At 69.6% G+C, this 19,553-nt stretch carries 21 protein-coding genes; 10 read left to right on the top strand and 11 right to left on the bottom strand.

Going from position 1 to position 19,553, the window contains the following annotated elements:
- Nucleotides 1-52 precede the first annotated feature (52 nt).
- Nucleotides 53-802: an SDR family oxidoreductase gene (locus FXF65_RS14525; RefSeq protein ID WP_148350427.1), complete on the top strand. Its 750-nt coding sequence runs from the start codon at nt 53-55 to the stop codon at nt 800-802.
- On the opposite strand, the gene FXF65_RS14520 is transcribed toward FXF65_RS14525, so the two are convergent.
- Both FXF65_RS14520 and FXF65_RS14515 read right to left on the bottom strand, forming a co-directional pair.
- The gene (locus tag FXF65_RS14520; protein ID WP_148350426.1) at nt 789-1,403 is read right to left on the bottom strand and encodes a rhomboid family intramembrane serine protease; all 615 of its coding nucleotides are present in this window, start codon (nt 1,401-1,403) and stop codon (nt 789-791) included. The genes FXF65_RS14525 and FXF65_RS14520 overlap by 14 nt on opposite strands.
- A 73-nt stretch (nt 1,404-1,476) precedes the next feature.
- Nucleotides 1,477-1,806, bottom strand: a complete 330-nt coding sequence (locus tag FXF65_RS14515) for a WhiB family transcriptional regulator (RefSeq protein ID WP_342787307.1) — start codon at nt 1,804-1,806, stop codon at nt 1,477-1,479.
- Between the two features lie 141 nt (nt 1,807-1,947).
- On the opposite strand from FXF65_RS14515, the gene FXF65_RS14510 reads away from it, so the two are divergent.
- Together FXF65_RS14510 and FXF65_RS14505 are read left to right on the top strand one after the other, a co-directional pair.
- Nucleotides 1,948-2,424: a GNAT family N-acetyltransferase gene (locus tag FXF65_RS14510; protein WP_378233706.1), complete on the top strand. Its 477-nt coding sequence runs from the start codon at nt 1,948-1,950 to the stop codon at nt 2,422-2,424.
- A gap of 207 nt (nt 2,425-2,631) precedes the next feature.
- Complete coding sequence (locus FXF65_RS14505) at nt 2,632-3,366, top strand: hypothetical protein (RefSeq protein WP_148350425.1); 735 nt, start codon at nt 2,632-2,634, stop codon at nt 3,364-3,366.
- Between the two features lie 113 nt (nt 3,367-3,479).
- Here FXF65_RS14505 and FXF65_RS14500 read toward each other — a convergent pair whose 3' ends face one another.
- Together FXF65_RS14500 and FXF65_RS14495 are read right to left on the bottom strand one after the other, a co-directional pair.
- Nucleotides 3,480-3,683, bottom strand: coding sequence for a DUF397 domain-containing protein (locus FXF65_RS14500; RefSeq protein ID WP_148350424.1), 204 nt, complete (start codon nt 3,681-3,683; stop codon nt 3,480-3,482).
- A complete protein-coding gene (locus tag FXF65_RS14495; RefSeq protein WP_148350423.1) occupies nt 3,680-4,477 on the bottom strand; it encodes a helix-turn-helix domain-containing protein in 798 nt (265 codons plus the stop codon). The genes FXF65_RS14500 and FXF65_RS14495 overlap by 4 nt, the downstream gene beginning before the upstream one ends.
- A gap of 189 nt (nt 4,478-4,666) precedes the next feature.
- Here FXF65_RS14495 and FXF65_RS14490 point away from each other — a divergent pair, with 189 nt between their 5' ends.
- Genes FXF65_RS14490 through FXF65_RS14480 form a run of 3 tightly spaced genes read left to right on the top strand, consistent with a single transcriptional unit; the run spans nt 4,667 to nt 5,375 of the window.
- On the top strand, nt 4,667-4,876 hold the full coding sequence (locus tag FXF65_RS14490; RefSeq protein ID WP_148350422.1) for a hypothetical protein: 210 nt from the start codon (nt 4,667-4,669) through the stop codon (nt 4,874-4,876).
- A complete protein-coding gene (locus FXF65_RS14485; RefSeq protein WP_148350421.1) occupies nt 4,873-5,181 on the top strand; it encodes a hypothetical protein in 309 nt (102 codons plus the stop codon). The genes FXF65_RS14490 and FXF65_RS14485 overlap by 4 nt, the downstream gene beginning before the upstream one ends.
- Nucleotides 5,178-5,375: a hypothetical protein gene (locus tag FXF65_RS14480; RefSeq protein ID WP_148350420.1), complete on the top strand. Its 198-nt coding sequence runs from the start codon at nt 5,178-5,180 to the stop codon at nt 5,373-5,375. Before FXF65_RS14485 ends, FXF65_RS14480 begins: the two co-directional genes overlap by 4 nt.
- Here the strand turns inward: FXF65_RS14480 and FXF65_RS14475 are convergent.
- The 3 genes from FXF65_RS14475 to FXF65_RS14465 all read right to left on the bottom strand — a co-directional run bounded on the left by FXF65_RS14475 (nt 5,352) and on the right by FXF65_RS14465 (nt 8,748).
- Nucleotides 5,352-6,599, bottom strand: coding sequence for a putative PEP-binding protein (locus FXF65_RS14475; RefSeq protein WP_148350419.1), 1,248 nt, complete (start codon nt 6,597-6,599; stop codon nt 5,352-5,354). The two genes, FXF65_RS14480 and FXF65_RS14475, sit on opposite strands and share 24 nt — an antisense overlap.
- 63 nt (nt 6,600-6,662) lie before the next feature.
- A complete protein-coding gene (locus FXF65_RS14470) occupies nt 6,663-8,459 on the bottom strand; it encodes an FAD/NAD(P)-binding protein (RefSeq protein ID WP_246198639.1) in 1,797 nt (598 codons plus the stop codon).
- Between the two features lie 106 nt (nt 8,460-8,565).
- Nucleotides 8,566-8,748: a hypothetical protein gene (locus FXF65_RS14465; RefSeq protein WP_148350418.1), complete on the bottom strand. Its 183-nt coding sequence runs from the start codon at nt 8,746-8,748 to the stop codon at nt 8,566-8,568.
- A 159-nt stretch (nt 8,749-8,907) separates the two neighbouring features.
- Between FXF65_RS14465 and FXF65_RS14460 the strand changes: the two genes are divergently transcribed.
- Nucleotides 8,908-10,590, top strand: a complete 1,683-nt coding sequence (locus FXF65_RS14460) for an AMP-binding protein (protein ID WP_148350417.1) — start codon at nt 8,908-8,910, stop codon at nt 10,588-10,590.
- A complete protein-coding gene (locus FXF65_RS14455; RefSeq protein WP_148350416.1) occupies nt 10,587-12,215 on the top strand; it encodes an AMP-binding protein in 1,629 nt (542 codons plus the stop codon). Before FXF65_RS14460 ends, FXF65_RS14455 begins: the two co-directional genes overlap by 4 nt.
- Nucleotides 12,216-12,229: 14 nt before the next feature.
- On the opposite strand, the gene FXF65_RS14450 is transcribed toward FXF65_RS14455, so the two are convergent.
- Nucleotides 12,230-13,099, bottom strand: coding sequence for an MBL fold metallo-hydrolase (locus FXF65_RS14450; protein ID WP_148350415.1), 870 nt, complete (start codon nt 13,097-13,099; stop codon nt 12,230-12,232).
- A gap of 142 nt (nt 13,100-13,241) precedes the next feature.
- On the opposite strand from FXF65_RS14450, the gene FXF65_RS14445 reads away from it, so the two are divergent.
- Complete coding sequence (locus FXF65_RS14445) at nt 13,242-14,117, top strand: helix-turn-helix transcriptional regulator (RefSeq protein WP_187412289.1); 876 nt, start codon at nt 13,242-13,244, stop codon at nt 14,115-14,117.
- Here FXF65_RS14445 and FXF65_RS14440 read toward each other — a convergent pair.
- Nucleotides 14,063-15,466, bottom strand: coding sequence for an MFS transporter (locus FXF65_RS14440; protein WP_222868553.1), 1,404 nt, complete (start codon nt 15,464-15,466; stop codon nt 14,063-14,065). The two genes, FXF65_RS14445 and FXF65_RS14440, sit on opposite strands and share 55 nt — an antisense overlap.
- A 356-nt stretch (nt 15,467-15,822) precedes the next feature.
- Between FXF65_RS14440 and FXF65_RS14435 the strand changes: the two genes are divergently transcribed.
- Nucleotides 15,823-16,452 carry a TetR/AcrR family transcriptional regulator gene (locus tag FXF65_RS14435; protein WP_148350414.1) on the top strand — a complete coding sequence of 210 codons (630 nt, stop codon included), beginning with the start codon at nt 15,823-15,825 and terminating at the stop codon, nt 16,450-16,452.
- A 3-nt stretch (nt 16,453-16,455) separates the two neighbouring features.
- On the opposite strand, the gene FXF65_RS14430 is transcribed toward FXF65_RS14435, so the two are convergent.
- Together FXF65_RS14430 and FXF65_RS14425 are read right to left on the bottom strand one after the other, a co-directional pair.
- On the bottom strand, nt 16,456-17,907 hold the full coding sequence (locus FXF65_RS14430; protein ID WP_148350413.1) for a GntP family permease: 1,452 nt from the start codon (nt 17,905-17,907) through the stop codon (nt 16,456-16,458).
- A gap of 56 nt (nt 17,908-17,963) precedes the next feature.
- Nucleotides 17,964-19,553, bottom strand: a complete 1,590-nt coding sequence (locus tag FXF65_RS14425) for an N-acyl-D-amino-acid deacylase family protein (protein ID WP_148350412.1) — start codon at nt 19,551-19,553, stop codon at nt 17,964-17,966.

Here is a 19,553-nt window from a genome sequence, read left to right as displayed (position 1 = left end):
GGACCGCCCCCCGCGTCCACACGTATGGCGGACCCGACGAGAATGGACGGTCATGGGCACGTATCTGATCACGGGGGCGACGGGCGGGATCGGGACGGCCGTCGCCGAGCTGCTGCGCGAGCGGGGACACGACCTCGTCCTCACGGCGCGTTCGGCCGAGCGCCTCGACGCGCTGGCCGCGCGGCTGCGCACCGGGGCGGCGCACGCCGCCACGCAGGTCTTCAACCCGGGGGCCGCCACGGCTCCGCGTCCGACGCCGCGCATCACGACGATCCCGGTCGACCTGACGGAGCCGCTGCGGATCGAGGCGTCCCTCGGGATGGCGGACGTCCCCGCGCGACTGGACGGCGTCGTCCACGCGGCGGGCATGGTGCACCTCGCGCCCGTCTCCGACCTCGGCGCGGACGAGTGGATCGAGCACCTCTCGGTGAACCTCGTCTCCGTGGCCGAGCTGACCCGGCTCCTGTTGCCCGCGTTGCGCGCCGCCGAGGGGCACGTCGTGTTCGTGAACTCGACGGCCGGGCTGCGCGCCAACCCCGAATGGTCGGCGTACGCGGCGTCGAAGTTCGGGCTGCGCGCGCTGGCCGACTCGCTGCGGGCCGAGGAGCGCTCCCTGCGCGTCACGACCGTCTACCCGGGTCGGACGGCCACCGAGATGCAGCGGAAGGTGCGCGCCGAGGAGGGCCACCCCTACGCCGAGGACGACTTCGCCGCGCCCGCGACGGTGGCGCGCGTGCTGGTGTCCGCGCTGGAGACGCCGCGCGACGCGGTCGTCTCCGAGGTGACGGTCAGGCCGAACTAGGCGCGCCCCGGCTCGGGGAGCGGCGCAGGAACCACGCGCCGAGGACGCCGCCGAGCAGCCCGAACAGGTGTCCCTGCCAGGAGATGCCGGGGTCGCCGGGGATGACGCCGAGCAGCATCGTCCCGTACACGGCGACCACGGCCACGGCGATCGCGATGTCGGCGAGGCGGCGCTCGAAGATCCCGCGTCCGACCAGGTAGCCGAAGAACCCGAAGATCAGGATGCTGGACCCGAGCGTGTTCGCGCTGCTCGTGAACCACACCCCGAGCCCGCCGACGACGATCACGATCAGGCTGGCGACGAGGAACTTGGCGATGCCGCGCGCCGCCGCGATGAACCCCAGCACCAGGAACGGGACGGTGTTCGCCATCAGGTGCCCGAACCCGGCGTGCATGAACGGCGCGGTGAAGATGTCGGGCAGGTCGTTGACGTCGCGCGGCTGGATGCCGAACCGGTCGAGCCAGCCGTCGGTCGTGTAGTCGAACGCCTCCAGGACCCACATCAGCGCGGTCACGGCCCCGACCAGCACGGCCGCGGACAGCGCCCGCGTCCCGTGCATGGCCAGCGATTCGGAGCGCCGCCGTTCGGGGGTATAGCTCATGTCAGCCACCGTAAGTCTGGACGACCCTGCCCAGTCAACGCGCGGCACGTCCGGAACGTGCCACGGCCTCCCGTTACGCGGCGGAGGCGTGCTCCGACTCCGAGGCGTCGCCGCGCACCACGATGACCGGCAGCGGCTTGCGGACGGGCGCGTCCGACGTGCGGCGGAGGTAGCGGCGCTCCTCCGGGGTCGTCCCGCCCCAGACGCCGTCGGGTTCACCGACCTGGAGGGCCCAGGAGAGGCATTCGGCCTTCACCGGGCAGTTCGCGCAGATCGCCTTGGCGGCGTCCTCCTGCGCCTTGAGCACCGGCGCGGAGTACCCGATCGGGAAGAACAGGTCGGGATCGGCGCCACGGCAGATGGCGTGGTCGCTCCAGTGTTCCTCGTTCTCGTTGTGGTACATCGACATCTCCCTGCGCGGCGACGTGACCACCGGCAGTCGGGTGCGTTGGAAGGTGGTCTCCACTCAGTGTAGTACTACAACCCGTAGTACTACAGGACGTTCGTAAACGTTGCAACTTAGCGTGCGGATAACCTGTCGGGTGTGCAGCGTGATCAAGAAGTGACCTTCCGCGAGGCTACGGTCGCCGACCTGCCGGGGATCGTCCGGCTACTGGCCGACGATCCCCTCGGATCGACCCGCGAAACGCCGGGCGACACGATTCCGGATGAGTACTTCACCGCGTTCACCGCCATCCAGAACGACCCGAACAACACCGTCCTGGTCGCCGAGGTCGCCGGAGAGGTCGCGGGCACCCTCCAGTTGACCTTCATCCCCGGCCTGACCTACACGGGCGGCGAACGAGCCCAGATCGAGGGCGTCCGCGTGGCCGCCTCCCAACGCGGAGCCGGCATCGGCCAAGACATGATCAACTTCGCCATCGCCCAGGCCCGCGCCCGCGGCTGCCGCCTCGTCCAACTGACCACCGACCGCCAACGCCCCGCCGCCATCCGCTTCTACCAAAAACTCGGCTTCCACCCCTCCCACATGGGCATGAAGTACCACCTCACCGACTCCTAGCCCACGCCGATGTGCGGATGCCGCTCCACGCCGATTGCGGCCGCTTGACAGAGGTCTTCATTGATCACTAGGGGACCGTTTCCAAGCCTGGCGACCGATGCGCCGAAACACCGTGGCATTTCAACCCGACGGTCCGTGACCGTGTTTCGTGTAACCCGGACGCGTACTTCTGGAAGAGGTCTTCTCGTCAGTCAAGGGAGGCACGAAGTGAGGCGGAAACTCATCGGCGTTGGCGTGGCGCTTGCCGTGGCTGTCACGGCCACGGCCGGTCCGGCCGGGGCAGCCACTTTCAAAGAAGCGAACTCCAAGGTCCAACCCAGTGTCGATCCCGCCACGGTCGCCGCGGCGATCAAGGCCGCGTACGACGCGTACAAGACCTTCGCCGGTGGCGGCTCATCGGCGGCCGCCACCGCACAGATCATCTCCGCGATCCAGTCCGCCCAACGCGACATCATCAACCACATTGACGCCGTCGCCGCCGCCGACGCGCGCGCCTGCGCGCACAGCGCCGTCATCAACTTCCCCGACTTCGACAATCTGACCACGGACAACAAGCAGAACTTCGCGCTGAACGCGACCTCCTGTATCACCCAGATCAACAGCCTGATGTCCGCGGTCACCAGCGGGGCCGCCCTGGATCAACTCGGCTTCTCGGTCAACGCCGTCGGCCCCATCGCGCTCATGGCACGCAGCAAGGCCGGCCTGCACAACGACACTCTCATCCCGGTTCTCCGCGAGTCCAACCAGAAGATCCGCACCAGCCTGACGCCCAGGTGCTCCCAGCTCTACGACGCCGACTCCCACAAAAAGCTGTGGTTCTGCACGGCCTACAACGGCAATCGAGGCGACAGCATCATTCAGGCCCGCGCACAAGAGGACGCGATGGTGAACACAAGTTGGGAGGTCGCCCAGACCACCCTGACCCAGCTCACGGGCCTGTGAGAGCCGTCTGACCGGCGGTCGGGGCCGGTCGAGGACACGCGGTCCGGCCCCGACCGTCCTATGCAAAGCCCCCGGCGGTCGTTCGGCCGAGGGCTCAGGGTGAGCGGGGGACGTCAGGACGGGTCGTGTGCGCCTGACTTGATTTCGGCAGTGAAGGCACTCCACGCGGACGTGGAGAGGGCCAACTTCGGACCGTTCGGATCCTTGGAGTCACGCACGCCGATCACACGGGCAAGGTCCGCCACCTCAACGCAGTTGCCACCGCTGTGGTCGCTGTGGCTGCTCTTGCGCCAGAGGACGCTGGGCACGTCTTTCATAGACTCTCCATTACCGTCCTAATCAGGGCTCGCGACTCCTCAACGGGGAGTGCGTAACCTCGGAGCAGGTCCCAGCGTACGACTTTGTCTCTGACCCTGGCAGCCCTCTCGATCAAGAGACCTTCGCCCGCCGACTCGGTGTAGGCCAGATCCACTCTGTCCTCGAATCCCAGGATGGTGAATTCTCCCCCGAGCCCTGCGTGATAGCCCGATCCGTTCGGAACTACCTGGATCATCGTGTTGATTCGCTCCGATGCCGTGAGCAAGTAATTGAGCTGCTCTCGCATGATGGCCGGGCTGCCTACAATGCGACGCAATACCGTCTCGTCCAAAACGAGCCACGTGTGTGGCGGGTTCTCGCGCGTGAGGACCGCCTGCCTCTCCATGCGTTTCGCGGTCAGCTCCGCGACGTTGCTCCCGTCACTGGCAAGGAGGATGGAGCGCGTGTAGTCCTCGGTCTGGAAGAGGCCGTTGATGAGGAGTGCGGAGAAGATGCGGTAGGACGTCGCCTCCTTCTCGTACTCCAAGTACTCGGGGAAGCCGGGCGGCAGGATGAACTGGACCTCGATCTCGCTGGCGAGCTTCCAGTGACGGTGGAACGTCCCGTCGGTCTGGAAGAACGTGTCGAGGTCGTGGGCGCTCTGTTCGGAGAGCTTGCGGCCGCTTTCCATCATGCTGATCCATTGAGGCGTGCAGCCCAGGGCGTCGGCCAGTTGTTTGCCCGTCAGGCCGGCCTTGTCACGCATGCGGCGGAGTTCTCCGCCGAAGAAGACGCGGGCTCGATTCTCAGTCATCGGGAGCCTCCGGGGAGTTCACCAGGGCACTGGTTGATGCGATCTTCGCTCGACTTGACCGGAAGTGTGGAACGGTCGCTAGCTGATTTTTACCTTGGCTGTGAGTGTGATTGCAAGCTTTTCGACGGCGGCAATCGAAAATGGGGCTTCTACATGACGGTATCGGCCAATTTCAGGAGAGTGAGGGGAATGCCCTTCATGTCTGGATGGTTCGGCGAGCGGAGGGACGGCGGGTTCGTCGCGCGCCGGGTCGGCGAGCTGAGCGAGTACCAGCGCTCCAACGGCTGCCTGGCCAGCGTGCGGGCTCGGGACGAGGGCGAGCTGTGGCTGCTGTGCGACGCGCAGAACCGGCTGTCCGAGCGGGTCGCGCTCGCCGAGGCACTGGGGAGGCGGCAGTGAGCGTCCCCGAGCACAAGGCCCCGGCCGTCGAGTCGTACGTCCGGCTGCGGGCGCTCGAAATGCACCTCCGGGCGCACGGCTTCGCGACGCAGATGGTGGCGGGCTCGCTGGTCGTCCGCAACATGACCGCGCGGAGCCTGTGCGGGTCGGCCGGGGTCGCGGGCGACGTGATCGCCTGCCGCCCGCACGAGGACGACGAGGGACGCTACTGGTTCTTCACCTCCTGGCAGCAGCCGATCGCGGAGTCCGACCGCATCACCGACGCGCTGGTGATGATCAAGGGCTATCTGGGGGCGCCCGCGTGACGTGTGGCGACGACGGGACGTGGCGCACCGACCCGGCCGCCTACCTCGCCGAACTGCGGCGTGAATTCCCGGGGTTCGGGATCGTCGCCGATCCGTGGCGTCCCATATGGATGGCGGTTCGAGGCGATGTGTTCATCAAGGCGACGGACGGTGTCGTGCTCCGGCAGCGGCTAATGGAATTGTCCGGCGAGTGAGCATCGGGCTTTGGCCAGGTGTTGTAGTTCGGCGGTGCACATCATCAGGTTGCGGGTCGGGATGTGCTGGACGTAGTGGTTCAGGTCGGCGCCTAGGGCGAATACGTGGACCGGGACTCCGGCGGCGCGGCCGGAGTCTACGGCTTGGCGCAATGCCGCCAGGACGGCTGGGTGGCGGGTCTGATAGGTGGCTGATACGAGGTGGTTTCCTCGGTCGGCGGCCAGGTAGAACTGGATCAGGTCTTTGGTGCCGACGAACAACTCGCTTGCTCCGGAGGCACAGAATTCGGCGGCTGAATGGACGGCGGCCGGGGTCTCGATGAAGACGCCCAGCGGTGTGTTGTATCGCAGGCCGAGGCGGCGGCGGAGGAGCAGGAATTCGTCGCGGTCGTTGATGAAGGGGACGGCGAATCGCACCCGGTCCGCGTCGGCGCCGAGGTGTTTGCCGATGTGGGCGCGGAGCGCGCGGAAAGCGTGCGGGTAATGGCGTTCGTGCAGGAGCCATCGGGCGCCGTGGCGGCCTAGCTCCGGGTTCGGTTCGTCGTCCACGTGGTCACCGGTCGTGATCTTGGCGGCGTCGTCCGAGCGGAGGTCCAGGAGTCTCATGATGAGGCGTTGGCCGGGGAGCAGTTCGTCCACCATCGAGCAGATCTCGGAGGCCACGGCGGCGCCGTAGTGCTCGGCCTCGCGGGTGCCTGCGCGTAGGGCGTCGATGGGGCTCAGACCGGCGGCGAAACAGACGAACTCCTCGCGGACGAAGAACGAACTCGCCTGGTGGACGCGGGGTTCCAGAGCGTTCGTCGATCGGATGTCGGTGGCGTCGGCGATGACCACGCAGATCGATTCGGTGCGGTCCAGGGCGCCGGGCGGGAGTGTTGAGGGGTGGGGCGATGGTCCGGCCTGACCCAGGACTACTGATTCACGGTCGAGCTGGACGGTGACCTCGGCGGGAAGGGCGTCCAGATCGGACGGCTCGATCCGGAGGACGGGGATGCCGCGCGAGCGGCAGAGGGACTGCATGTGCCCGGTCCGGCCGCCCCTCGCGCAGATCACGGCGGAACTGGCGACGATCGCGTCATAGAGTTCGGGGCCGAGCGAGTCGACCACCAGAATGGCACCTTGAACCGGCTTTCCGGTGCGATTGCAGGGTCCGTGAACGCTTCGCTTGTGCGAATCGACGAGCAATACCCCGGGTACTTCACGAGGGCTGGCGGATGTCCTCATAGGGGAAGACTCGCAGCGGCGGCGACGGGTGCGCACCTTCCCGAATGCCGAGGTGCTTTCCGGCTAATCAGCCTCGGACGGCTCATCCAGCCCGAGCAGGGAACGGAGGTCTCGGGGCGTCACGGAAAGGTCGTTGAGCCTCGTCGTCGCGGCCGTGTTCACAGCGAACCGCAACGCACGGTCCGTAACGCGCCCATCGCGAACGGATTGGAGGCATTCCTCGAACCGCGCCGTCCAGGCTTCGCGGTCGCAGCGGCGCCGGGCAGCCATTCGGCGCACATCGAGGCTGATCAGGCGGGGGAATGCACCGGCATCGATGGAGGAAGTGTCGTCGAAGCAGGATTCGAGGCTTCGCAGGACGGCGGCGGCGACGCCCACCGAATGGTTCTTGATGGCGGCGAGGTTGAACGCGAACGCGCCCATCCGGCCGTAGCGGACGATCTCGTCGCCTTCACGAGGGCACCCGACCACGGAGATGGGGGCGACCGGGACGCCGCACGGTCCGAGGAGGCCGCCGGAGGCGTCCACCTCGATGCCGCGTCCGGTGCGCCGGTGCCGCATGGCGATCCCCTTCCGCAGCAGGTTCTTCCACAAAGGCGAGCCCACCTGCGCGTAGTCGGTCTCGCGGCCGAAGTTCGAGATCACGAGATCCGCCTCGATGGTCCGCGACGCCCCGGGCCCGGACACCGTCAGTCGCAGGGCCCCGGACGCCGTGCCGACGATTTCGTCGACCTTCCCGGTGGTGCGCACGATCGGTCTTCCAGACTCCAGCGCGGCGTCCACGAAATGGGTGATGTACGCGACGGCGTTCACGCGCAGCGTGGCGAGGAGGCTCCCGTACCCGTCGAGCAGCGCCCGGAGGTCGGACGACGGAACGCGCGCCAACGCCTCAGGCAGAAACGGCTCCCAGGATTTGGCGACCCGTTCGGTCACCACAGCGCGCGGCACGGCGGGATGTTCGCGGGCGACGATGTCGCAAGCCCGCTGCCATTCGCTTTTTACGCGCCGGACGAGTTCGTCGCGTCCCTCATAGGCGTCCGCGTGCAGCCGCGGCGCGGGCAGGTCGAGCACATGGTGCCGGTGGTCCGTGGGGTAGGTGCGGAGTCTCAGGCCGGACCGCGAGATCATGTGGATCGGCCCGGTGTGGCCGCGGCGGAGGAGCAGCGAGGCCGAGTCGTACGCGCTCAGCAATGTGCCGACGATGGCGACGACGGCGTCCCGCCGAACACTGATGATTCGCTCGATTCCGTCCTTGGAATACGGGTGCCGCACGAACGCGGGATGGTCTTTCACCCCGGCCGCGAACGGCAGGTCACGCTCCTCCAGGCCCGTCGCCAGGACGACATGGTCGGCTTGGAGCACCGTCCGCCCCGAAGAACCCGGTAAGGACGAGTTCTCCACGACGACGCCCACGCGGCCGCCGCCGATTTCCAAGTCGACCACTTCCCCGTCGGCTTCGAGCAGCGTCACACCCTTCGCGGCTTCGCGTGCGGCCCCGGCGAGGCGGGCGGCCAGGTAGTCGGCGTAGATCCGGCGCGGCGCGGGCCCCGACTCAACGAACATGAACCCGCTCCATTCCGGCGGCCAGCCCGCGCGGTCGGCCTCGTTGTTGGCCCAGTCGAGGAAATCGTCGACGTCCTCGCGGAACATCGACATGCGTCCGGCCTGGATGTTGAAGACGTGGTGCCAGTGGTTGCCCGTCCGGTGGTAGGCGACTCCGGCGCTCCGGTATTCGGGCCGCCGCTCCACCACCACCACCCGCAAGGGTTCGCGGGCGAACTGTAAGAGGCGGACAGCGGTGGCGGTACCGCCAAGCCCCGCTCCGACGATGACTACGCTCCGTGGTTCCGAGAAGCCCACCGTGGCCACTCCCGCACACGCCGAACGGTCCGCGACAAAGGATTTTGCCGGTTGAGCGTATCTCGCATCGCCCTGCCCGCCCAGCGTCATCGGCATGGCGCGCGGGTCAGGGGCCGGAGAACTCGTCCGCCAGGTCGCGGTGTTTCGCCGCGGCCTGCCTCGCCTGCGCGGGGCTGATGACGGAGCCGGGCATGGTCCCGAGGCGTTCGACCTCGTCCGCGAAACGGAGGTGCTCGCGCCGCGCGTGCGCCGCCACATGAATGTGCGGATCGTCCCCACTCGTGGTCATGTGTTCTCCTCACGACCCCGAAGCCGATTCTGCCAGCCGTCCAGAGAACGGTCCGGGTGGGTATGAAGATCCGGACTACCCCCGTTCGGGGGTGGCGTGGGTCACTCGGGGTGGCCACGATCCTGCTACCGGGTGTCCGTGCGGCTACGAGGAGAGAACATGCCCGCAGTCGAGTTCCGGGCGGCGCGCGACTTCCTGCTCGCGCATCGCGACGACTACGCGACCGCGTACGAGAAGTTCCGCTGGCCCGTGCTCACCGGCTTCAACTGGGCGCTGGACTGGTTCGACAAGATCGCCGAGAGCAACGACTCGCCCGCGCTGTGGATCGTCGAGGAGGACGGCTCGGAGGAGCGGTACTCGTTCTCCCAGCTCGCGCGGCGGTCGAACCAGGTGGCGAACCTGCTGCGGCGGTCCGGCGTGCGGCGCGGCGACCGGATCATCCTCATGCTCGGCAACCAGGTCGAGCTGTGGGAGACGGTGCTCGCCGCGATGAAGCTCGGCGCGGTCCTGATCCCGTGCACGCCGCTGCTCGGCCCCGCCGACCTACGTGACCGGCTAAAACGCGGGAACGCCAAGCACGTGGTGGTCGCGGCGGCGGACGCGGCCAAGTTCGACGGCGTCGAGGGCGACTACACGAAGATCGCGGCGGGCGACCCGGTGGACGACTGGATCCGCTACTCCGACGCCTACGAGGAGGCCGAGAACTTCACGCCCTACGGCCTCACCATGTCGCGGGACACGCTGCTCCTCTACTTCACGTCCGGGACGACCGCGCAGCCGAAACTCGTCGAGCACACGCACGCGTCCTATCCGGCAGGGCATCTGTCGACCATGTACTGGATCGGCCTAAGACCAGGCGACGTCCACCTCAACATTTCTTCGCCGGGCTGGGCCAAGCACGCCTGGAGCAACATCTTCGCCCCGTGGGACGCCGAAGCCTGCGTGTTCATCTTCAACTACACGCGCTTCGATCCCGACCGCCTGCTGGACACCCTCGAACGCTGCGGAGTGTCGAGTTTCTGCGCCCCGCCGACCGTCTGGCGAATGCTCATCCAGGCCGATCTGGGACGCCTCGCCAACCCGCCCCGCGAGGTCGTCGCCGCCGGTGAGCCGCTCAACCCGGAAGTGATCGAGCGCGTCAAGGCCGCCTGGGGCCGGACGATCCGCGACGGCTTCGGCCAGACCGAGACGACCGTGCAGATCGCGAACACGCCCGGCCAGCCGGTGAAGCCCGGATCGATGGGACGTCCCGTCCCCGGCTACAAGGTGACGCTGATCGACCCGCTGACCGGCGAGCCCGCCGACGAAGGGGAGATCTGCCTCGACCTGGAGGACCGCCCGCTCGGGCTGATGACCGGGTACCACGGCGACGACGACCGCACCGACGAGGCCATGGCGGGCGGCGTCTACCACACCGGCGACATCGGCTCCCGCGACGCCGACGGCTACATCACCTACGTCGGACGCTCCGACGACGTGTTCAAGGCGTCCGACTACAAGATCTCCCCGTTCGAGCTGGAGAGCGTCCTGATCGAGCACGAGGCGGTCGCGGAGGCGGCCGTGGTGCCGTCGCCCGACCCGGTGCGCGGCGCGATGCCGAAGGCGTACGTGACGCTCGCCGCCGGGTGGGCGCCCGACGCCGCGACCGCCAGGGCGATCTTCGAGCACAGCCGGGCGCAGCTCTCCCCGTACAAGCGGATCAGGCTGCTGGAGTTCGGCGAGCTGCCGAAGACCATCTCCGGGAAGATCCGCCGGGTGGAGCTGCGGACGAGCGAGATCGGCAAGCATCCCGCCGGGGACGCCCGTCCGGGCGGCGAGTACCGCGAGGAGGACCTGCGATGACGGCGCTCGCCTACGCGTCCGCCACGGCGACCACGCCGCTGCTCGGCGACACGATCGGCGCGAACCTGGACCGGATCGTCGCCGCCCACTCCGAGCGGGACGCGCTGGTCGAGCGGGCCACCGGCCGCCGCTGGACGTACGAGCAGTTCGCCGACGACGTCGAGGCGGTGGCGCTCGGCCTGCGCGACCTCGGCGTCATCAAGGGCGACCGGGTCGGGATCTGGTCGCCGAACTGCGCGGAATGGATGCTCGTCCAGTACGCGACGGCGAAGCTCGGCGCGATCCTCGTCAACATCAACCCGGCCTACCGGGTGCACGAGCTGGAGTTCGTGCTGAACCAGGCGGGCGTCCGGACGCTGGTGTCGGCGTCCGCGTTCAAGACGTCCGACTACGCGGCGATGATCGCGGAGGTGCGGCCGAAGTGCGCCGCGCTACGGGACGTCCTGCTCCTCGGCACCCCGGACTGGGACGCGCTCCTCGAATCCGGCCGGGAGAGCGACCCGGGCGTCCTCGCCGAGATCGGCCGGACGCTCACCGCCGACGACCCGATCAACATCCAGTACACGTCCGGGACGACGGGCTTCCCCAAGGGCGCGACGCTCTCGCACCACAACATCCTGAACAACGGCTACTTCGTCGGCGAACTGTGCGGCTACGACGAAGAGGACCGCATCTGCGTGCCCGTGCCGTTCTACCACTGCTTCGGGATGGTGATGGGGAACCTCGCGTCCACGAGCCACGGCGCGTGCGTCGTGATCCCGGCCCCGGCGTTCGACCCGAAGGCGACGCTGGAGGCGGTCGCGGCCGAGCAGTGCACGTCGCTGTACGGGGTGCCGACGATGTTCATCGCCGTCCTGAACGAGCCGTCGCTGGACGGCCTCGACCTGTCCTGCCTCCGCACCGGGATCATGGCCGGGTCGCCGTGCCCGGTCGAGGTGATGAAGCAGGTCATCGACCGGCTCGGGATGAGCGAGGTCGCGATCTGCTACGGCATGACGGAGACGTCCCCAGTGTCGACGCAGACGCGCGCGGGCGACTCGCTCGACCGGCGCGTGTCCACGGTCGGACGGGTGCTGCCGCACCTGGAGGTGAAGGTGATCGACCCGGAGACGGGCGTCACCGTTCCGCGCGGCGTGCCCGGCGAGTTCTGCACGCGCGGCTACTCGGTGATGCTCGGCTACTGGGACGAGCCGGGGAAGACCGCCGAGGCGATCGACGCGGCCCGCTGGATGCACACCGGCGACCTCGCCGTGATGGACGACGAGGGCTACGTCAACATCACCGGCCGCATCAAGGACATGGTGATCCGGGGCGGCGAGAACGTCTATCCGCGCGAGATCGAGGAGTTCCTCTACACCCATCCGGACATCGTGGACGCGCAGGTCATCGGCGTCCCGGACGAGAAGTACGGCGAGGAGCTGATGGCCTGGGTGCGGCTCCGCGAGGGCGTGCCCGGCATGACGGCCGGTGAGCTGCGCTCGTTCTGCGAGGGCAGGCTCGCGCACTTCAAGATCCCGCGCTACGTGCACGTCGTGGACGAGTTCCCGATGACCGTCACCGGGAAGATCCGCAAGGTGCAGATGCGCGCCGAGGCCGTCGACATCCTCGGCCTCCCCGACATGTAGACCGACAGGCGCGGTCACCAGCGCACGGCGGAGATGTCCACGGGTCGGGGACGCAGGGCCCGGGTGCGCTCGGCCAGCCCGTGCAGCCGCCGGCGCATCTCCTGTACTGGGAGGCGCTTGCGGTCTCCGTGTCCTGGCAGCAGCCACTCGAAGCGGAGCCGGTCGACCGTCCGGGTCAGCGAGGCGGCCAGTTCCTCGATGGAGTACCAGGTGACGGTCTCGGCGACCTCGATGTCCGCCGTGGTCCGCGACCAGTAGAAGCTGTCGCCGCTGAAGCAGAACCGGTCGTCCACCAGGTAGAGGACGCTGCCCTCGGTGTGCCCGGGAAGCGGATGGACGATCACCCCTTCGGCGATCTCCATCGGTTCGACGCCGCGGATGACCTGGTCGGCGTCCGGGGCCGCGTCGAGGTCGCCCTCGTGTATCCAGAGCCGGGCGCCGAACCGGTCGGCGAAGCGGCGGCCGTGGGCGGCGTGGTCCCGGTGGCTGAGCAGGACGTCGCCGACCTGGCCCAGTTCCGCGAGCCGGGCCGCCACCGGCTCCGCCCAGCGCGGCGTGTCGATCAGCAGGTTGCCGGTCGGGCGGCGCACCAGGTACGAGTTGGCGCCCGCGGTCTGCCGGGAGTTGTGCCCGCACAGGTAGACGTCGTCGTCCAGCCGCAGGGGGAACGGGTCGAGCGCCGGATCCAGCGGCCGTGCGGAGTGGCGGATGGAGCGGGTGTGGCAGGCGAACGCCGCGGCGTGCAGCGCGGCGCGCTCGGTCTCGTCGCGCGGCTGCCGCAGTAACACCGAACGACCGTCGCGCTCGCCGATCAACTCGGGAGCGAGTTGCCGGGCCACGTCACAGTTGGTGCAGCGTGCGTCGACGAACCATCCGTCGTCCATCAAGGCTCCTTCGTCGCGTGCCGCCCAGGGTGTCCGTACCCTGACGCACGCGTCGCCACCCGATGGACGCCGACTGATCATCCGGCGCCCTTTTCGCCTGCACGACTTTCCGGACGCGCCTCCGGCGGGGCATGCTCTGACCATGGCTGCGCAACCGGGGGACCTGGGAAATTCTCTGTCGGGACGAATACCCGACGACGCGGGCGCCGTCCGGTCGGCGGTGCTGACGCTGCACCGGACGACCGGCCTTCCCGTCGTGTTCGGCGGCGCCGTGTCGTCCGCCGCGCGGGACCGCCTGCGCATCACCGAGCTGGTCGGCAACACCACCGACTCGCTGGACGGGCTCGTCGTCCACAACGGCAACGGGCTCGGCGGCAAGGCGATGGCGATGGGACGCCCGCTCTGGGTGAGCAACTATCCGTGCTCGGCGTCGATCAGCCACGACTACGACAAGCCGGTCGGACGCGAGGGGCTGCTGTCGATCCTCGCGGTGCCGATCGTCGTCCGCCGCCGGGTGCGCGGCGTCCTGTACGGGGCCCTGCGGGAGCCGTTGTCGCTGGCCGACCGGGTGGTGGGCGCGGCCGTCCAGGCGGCCCGCGACCTCGAACAGGACCTCGCCGTCCGCGACCGCGCCGACGAGACGCTCGCCCGCGCCCGTCCCGCCACGTCGTCCGCCCGCTGGGAGGAGGTGCGCGCCGTCCACGCCGAACTGCGCGCTTTGGCCGACGAGGTCACCGACGAGCCGACCCGCGACCGCCTCCGCCAGGCGTCTCTGCGGCTGGCCGCCGCCGGACTGAACGACGCGCCCGACACGTCCCGTCGCCCCGCCCTCTCCCCCCGCGAACTGGACGTCCTCTCCTACGTGGCGATCGGCTGCACCAACGCCGAAGCCGCCGCCCACCTGGGTCTCCTCCCAGAAACAGTGAAGAGCTACCTCCGCTCCGCGATGCGCAAGCTGGACAGTCACACCCGCCTGGAAGCAGTGACCACGGCCCGCCGAACGGGGCTGCTCCCCTGACCGTCGCGGCGCGCGGCGCGGTGACCGGCGTAGGCGGCGCAGGCGGCGGTCAGGGCTGTGGCGGTGAAGGCGAGCATGACCACGGTGAACGCGTGGGCGTGACCGCCGGGGACGCCCAGGTAGAGGGCGCCGAAGGCGGCTACGCCGGTGACTCCGGCCAGCTGGAAATTGGTGTTGATCAGCCCGCTGAGGTCTGCCGCTTGGTGTGACGGGACGGCGGACGTGAGGCGGACCAACTGGGGGGCGAAGCCCAGGCCGAGGCCGAGGCCGCCGAAGCCGAGTAGGGCTACCAGCGCCGCTCCGTCTGGGTGCGTCAGGCCGATCGTCAGGTAGACGGACGCCAGTAGGACATATCCGGCGACCGGCGCCCACGCGGGAAGGCGCGGTGTTAGCGGGCCTGCGATACCGAACGCGGAGACCCATGACACGAGTACCAGGCCGGAGAACAGGGCGCTTCTGCCTAGGCCCTGTTGGAGGTAGAGGGCCAAGACGAACAGCATCGCGAAGTAGGTTCCGGTCGCCGCGGCCAGGGCGGCGAGCGTCCACGAGACGACCGGGCGCGCGAGGACGGTCAGGTCGAGGAGGGGCGCGGCTACGCGGCGCTGGCGGCGGACGAAGAGAGCGAACACGGGCGGGCAGGACGCGAGGGACGCCCACGTCCACGCGGGCCAGCCTTCCTCGCGTCCGAACACCAGAGGAACGACTGCGAGCAGCACGGCCAACGACAGCAACACCACGCCGCCTACGTCCAGCTTCGGCTTCGCGCCGCGTGGGTCCACTGGCAGCAGGCGTATACCGGCAATGAACAGGACGAGCCCCACCGGCACGTTGACCAGGAAGATCGGGCGCCAGCCGAGCCCGGCCAGGTCAGCCGAGACCAGGACGCCGCCGAGCACCTGGCCTGCCACCGCGCCGCCCGACAGGGCGACCGCGAACAAGCCCTGCGCCCGTGCGCGCGCCCGTCCGGTGAAGTGGAGCTGGATGCCGGACAGCACCTGCGGCACCATCACCGCCCCGGCCGCGCCCTGCGCGAGTCGCGCGGCGATCAGCACGCCGGTGGTCGGGGCCAACCCGCAGGCGAGGGAAGCGAGGGTGAAACCGGCCAGGCCGAGCAGGAACATCCGCCGGTGACCGCGTGCGGCGCCGAGGCGCGCGCCGGTGACCAGCAGGACGGCGTACGCCAGCGGATACCCGGACACGACAAGTTCGAGCGCGCCGCCGGACGGGCGCAGCCCGTCCTGGACGGCGGGCGCCGCGACGTTCACGATCGCGACGTCCACGTTGACCATGAACTGGCCGGCGAGCAGCACCGCCAGCATCCCGGCGGCGGCGGGGGTCTTGGTGATCACGGACGCTGGAACACCGTCCGCCCCCGCCGCGTTGCACGGCGGCGCGCCGGGAAGGTACCGCGGGGCCGCGCGGTGTTCCCGGGGATCGGGCCCGGCGACGGGGTCAGCGCGTACGTGCGGCGGCGCGCGTCGTCCAGAACAGATCGGCCCCCGTGGCGCACTGCCTGGACGGAACGCTCACCCCACGCCGGCTGCGCCGGGCCGTGATCGTTCGGCCGTCCCGCCTCGTCCGGGCGTGGACGTCCGTCCCCCGATATACGCAGAAAACCGTAACATCTCGGCGAACAACATTGTTCATGGACAGCTCCGTAAATGGGTTACCTCGGGGGGCCGCGTCCCGTTGGTAGCTTGTGCCGGTGGACTCCGACGGCTACACCTCGCTGCCGCGCGGGCGTCATCACCTCACGCGCGAACAGGTCTCGGCCTCCCAGCGGGACCGCATGCTCCAGGGCATGACGGACGCGGTCGGGGAGAAGGGATACGCCCGCACCTCGGTCGCCGACGTGCTGAAACGCGCGCACGTGTCCCGCGAGACGTTCTACGAGCACTTCAACGACAAGCAGGCGTGCTTCCTCGCCGCCTACCAGTCCGCCGCCGACCGCATCATCGGCGTCGTGAACGAGGCGCTCGCCGACACCGGTGAGCCCGTCATGGGACGGCTCGAGGCCGCGCTGCGCGGGTACCTGCGCGAACTCGCCGCCGACGGGGGCGCGGCCCGCACGTTCCTGCTGGAGGTGTACGCGGCCGGGCCCGCCGCGGCGGCGCTCCGGTTCCGGGTGCAGCGCGACTTCGTCGAGCTGATCGCCGGACTGCTGATCGAGGACGAGCGGTTCCGCGCCCAGCCCGACCCCGAGTTCGCCTGCGGCATGCTGATCGGCGGGATCGCCTCGATGGTGACCGCGAAGGTCGCGCTGGGCGAGCACGCGACGCTGCCGAAGCTGTGCGCGCCGATCCTCGCCCACGTCGGCGCCCTCCTCGACCACTAGCCGTCAGATGAAGGTGCTGAGCAGCGCCGCCATCGCGAAGCCGACGACGGAGAGGATCGTCTCCAGCACCGTCCACGTCTTCAGGGTGTCGCGCACCGACATGTTGAAGTAGCGGGAGATGATCCAGAACCCGCCGTCGTTGACGTGCGACGCGATGATCGACCCGGCCGAGATGGCGATGGCGATCAGCGCGATGTGCGGGTCGGAGTAGTCGTGCGCCTTGACGAGCGGCGCGACGATCCCGCCGGTCGTCACGATCGCGACGGTCGCCGAGCCCTGCGCGAGCCGCAGCCCGCAGGCGATCAGGTAGGCGAGGACGATGACGGGCAGCCCGGCGTCCGACAGCGTGGTGGCGAGCGCCTTGCCCACGCCGGTCGCGGACACGACCGCGCCGAAGAACGCGCCGCCGCCGATGACCAGCAGGATCATGCCGATCGGACGGAGCGACCGCGTGGCCAGCTCGGACAGCTCCGCCGCCGGGATGCCGCGCCGGATGCCGAGCAGGTACATGGCGAGCAGCACCGCGATCGTGAGCGCCACGACCGGGTTGCCGAGGAAGGTGAGGGTGGGCAGCGCCGGGCTGTCCTCCCACCAGACGGTCCCGAAGGTGGCGAGCAGGATCAGCACGAGCGGGATCGCGATGATCAGCCCGACGAGGGCTAGGGACGGCTCGGGTTCCGGCTCGTGCTTCTCCTGCGAAGCCTTGCCCTTCTCCTGCGCAGCCTCGTCGTCCTCCGCGGCCTCGTGCTTCTCCTTCTCGGTCTCGGCGGTGACGTACTCCTCCGGCACCTCGACGTAGACGCGCTTGCCGATCCACGCGCCCCACGCGACGCCGGAGACGAGGAAGGCCGGGATGCCGCAGATCAGGCCGAACACGATCAGCCAGCCGAGCGGGACTTCGAGCAGCCCGGCGGCGGCGACCGGCCCTGGGTGCGGCGGCAGGAACGCGTGCGTCATCGACAGCCCGGCGAGCAGCGGCAGCGCGTAGAGGACGAGCGACCGTCCGCCCCGCCGCGCGGTGATGTAGACGAGCGGCGCCAGGACGAAGATGCCTACGTCGAAAAAGACCGGGATGCCGAAGATGAGCCCGGCGAGGCCCATCGCGAGGGGTGCGCCGCGTTCGCCCGCGACGCTCAGCAGGCGGCGGGTCAGGACGTCCGCGCCGCCGGACCGCTCCAGGATCGCCCCGAGGATGGTGCCGAGCCCGACGATCGGGGCGATGTGCCCGAGCAGCCCGCCGAAGCCCTTCTCCAGCACCGACTCCTTGGAGCTGAGCGCGGTGCCGACGATCTCCTCGACGCTCAGCCCGGCGGCCAGCGCGAGGGCGAGGCCGGAGACGAGCAGCGCGATGAACGGCTCCAGCTTGACCTTGATGATGAGGAACAGCAGGACCGCGATGGACACGGCGCAGAGCAGCAGCAGGCCGCCCGTCTCGTGTTGCAGCCAATGGACCATGGGGGTGGGCCCTCTCGGTGATGGCGGGGGTGGGGGGAGTCGAGGGTGGGCGGGGGTCAGCGGGTGGTGCCGTCCGGGGAGCGGCGGAGGGAGCGGCCGGGGAGCGCGCCGGTGCGGCGCCCGTCGGAGACGACGGCGGTTCCGGCGACGAACACGTGCGGGACGCCCTCGGCCTGCCGCTTCGGGTCGTCGAACGTGGCGGCGTCGCGGACGGCCGCCGGGTCGAACAGGACGAGGTCGGCGTGGTACCCGGGCCGGATCAGCCCGCGCCGGTCGAGGCGGAGCCGCCGCGCGGCCCGCCCGGTGAGATGGGAGACGCATTCTTCGAGCGAGAGGACGCCCAGCTCGCGGACGTAGTGCCCGAGGTAGCGCGGGAACGTCCCCCATGCGCGGGGGTGCGGTTTCGCGGCGGCGAGGAGCCCGTCGCTGCCGCCGGTGTGGCACGGATGCCGCATGATCGCGCGGACGTTCTCCTCGTGCCCGACGTGCTGGAGGATCGTGGTGGCGAGGTCGTCCGCGATGAGGCGCTCGCGGTAGACGTCGAACGGCGGGCGGCCGGACTCCCGCGCTAGCTGGGCGATCGTCCGTCCGACGACGGCGGGGTCCGGGGAGCCGGAGATCTCGATCGTCTCCCATTCGGCGGGGACGCCGTGGCAGCCGTCCGAGCCTTCGACCTCCATCGCGTGCTGGATCTCGGCTCGCCCGGCGGGGTCGGCGAGGCGGGCGAGCAGCGCCTCGGGGCCGCCCGCCGACGCCCAGCTCGGCAGCAGCGCGGCGAGCGTCGTGGAACCGGGCAGGTACGGGTAGGTGTCGAGGGTGATGTCGCAGCCCGCCGCGACGGCGTCGTCCAGGAGGCGGAGCAGGTCGGGGGCGCGGCCGCGGTTGACGCCGAAGTTCATGGTGGCGTGCGCGAGGTGCAGCGGGCAGCCGGAGCGCCGCGACAGCTCGACCATCTCGGCGTACGCCTCCAGCGCGCCCGCCCCGTAGGAGCGGTGGTGGGGCGCGTAGAAGCCGCCGAGGGACGCGACGACGCGGCACAGCTCGGTTAACTCGTCGTCGTCCGCGTACATGCCGGGCACGTAGGTGAGCCCGCTCGACATTCCGACCGCGCCGTCGCGCATTCCGTCCGCGACGAGTTCGCGTTGCCGGTCGAGTTCGGCAGGGGTGGGCGGACGGTCGTCCCATCCCATGGCGAGCATCCGAACCGTGCCCTGCGGGACGAGATAGCAGGCGTTGACGGGGATGCCTTCGTCCAGGCGGTCGAGGTATTCGCCGACCGTCCGCCAGTTCCAGTCGAAGCCGGGCGGGTCGCCGTTCCATCCGGCGATGGTGCGGCGGATCTCGGCGAGGGTCTTGTCGTCGGCGGGCGCGTAGGAAAGGCCGTCCTGTCCGATGACCTCCGTCGTCACGCCTTGGCCGACCTTGGCGAGGTGGTCGGGGTCGGTGAGGAGTGCCAGGTCGGAATGGGCGTGCATGTCGATGAAGCCGGGCGCGAGGACGAGCCCGTCCGCGTCGAGCGTCGTCGCGCCGCTCAGTCCGGGGCCGATCTCGGTGATGCGGCCTTCGTCGATCGCGACGTCGGTCACCTGGCCGGGGGCGCCGGTGCCGTCCACGACGATGGCGCCTCGGATCACCGTGCCGGGCAT

Source organism: Actinomadura syzygii (genome assembly GCF_008085905.1).
In the GTDB taxonomy this organism is placed as follows: Bacteria; Actinomycetota; Actinomycetes; order Streptosporangiales; family Streptosporangiaceae; genus Spirillospora; species Spirillospora syzygii.
The sequence above is the reverse complement of the archived record's forward strand: the minus strand, read 5'-3'. Positions and strand labels throughout refer to the sequence as shown.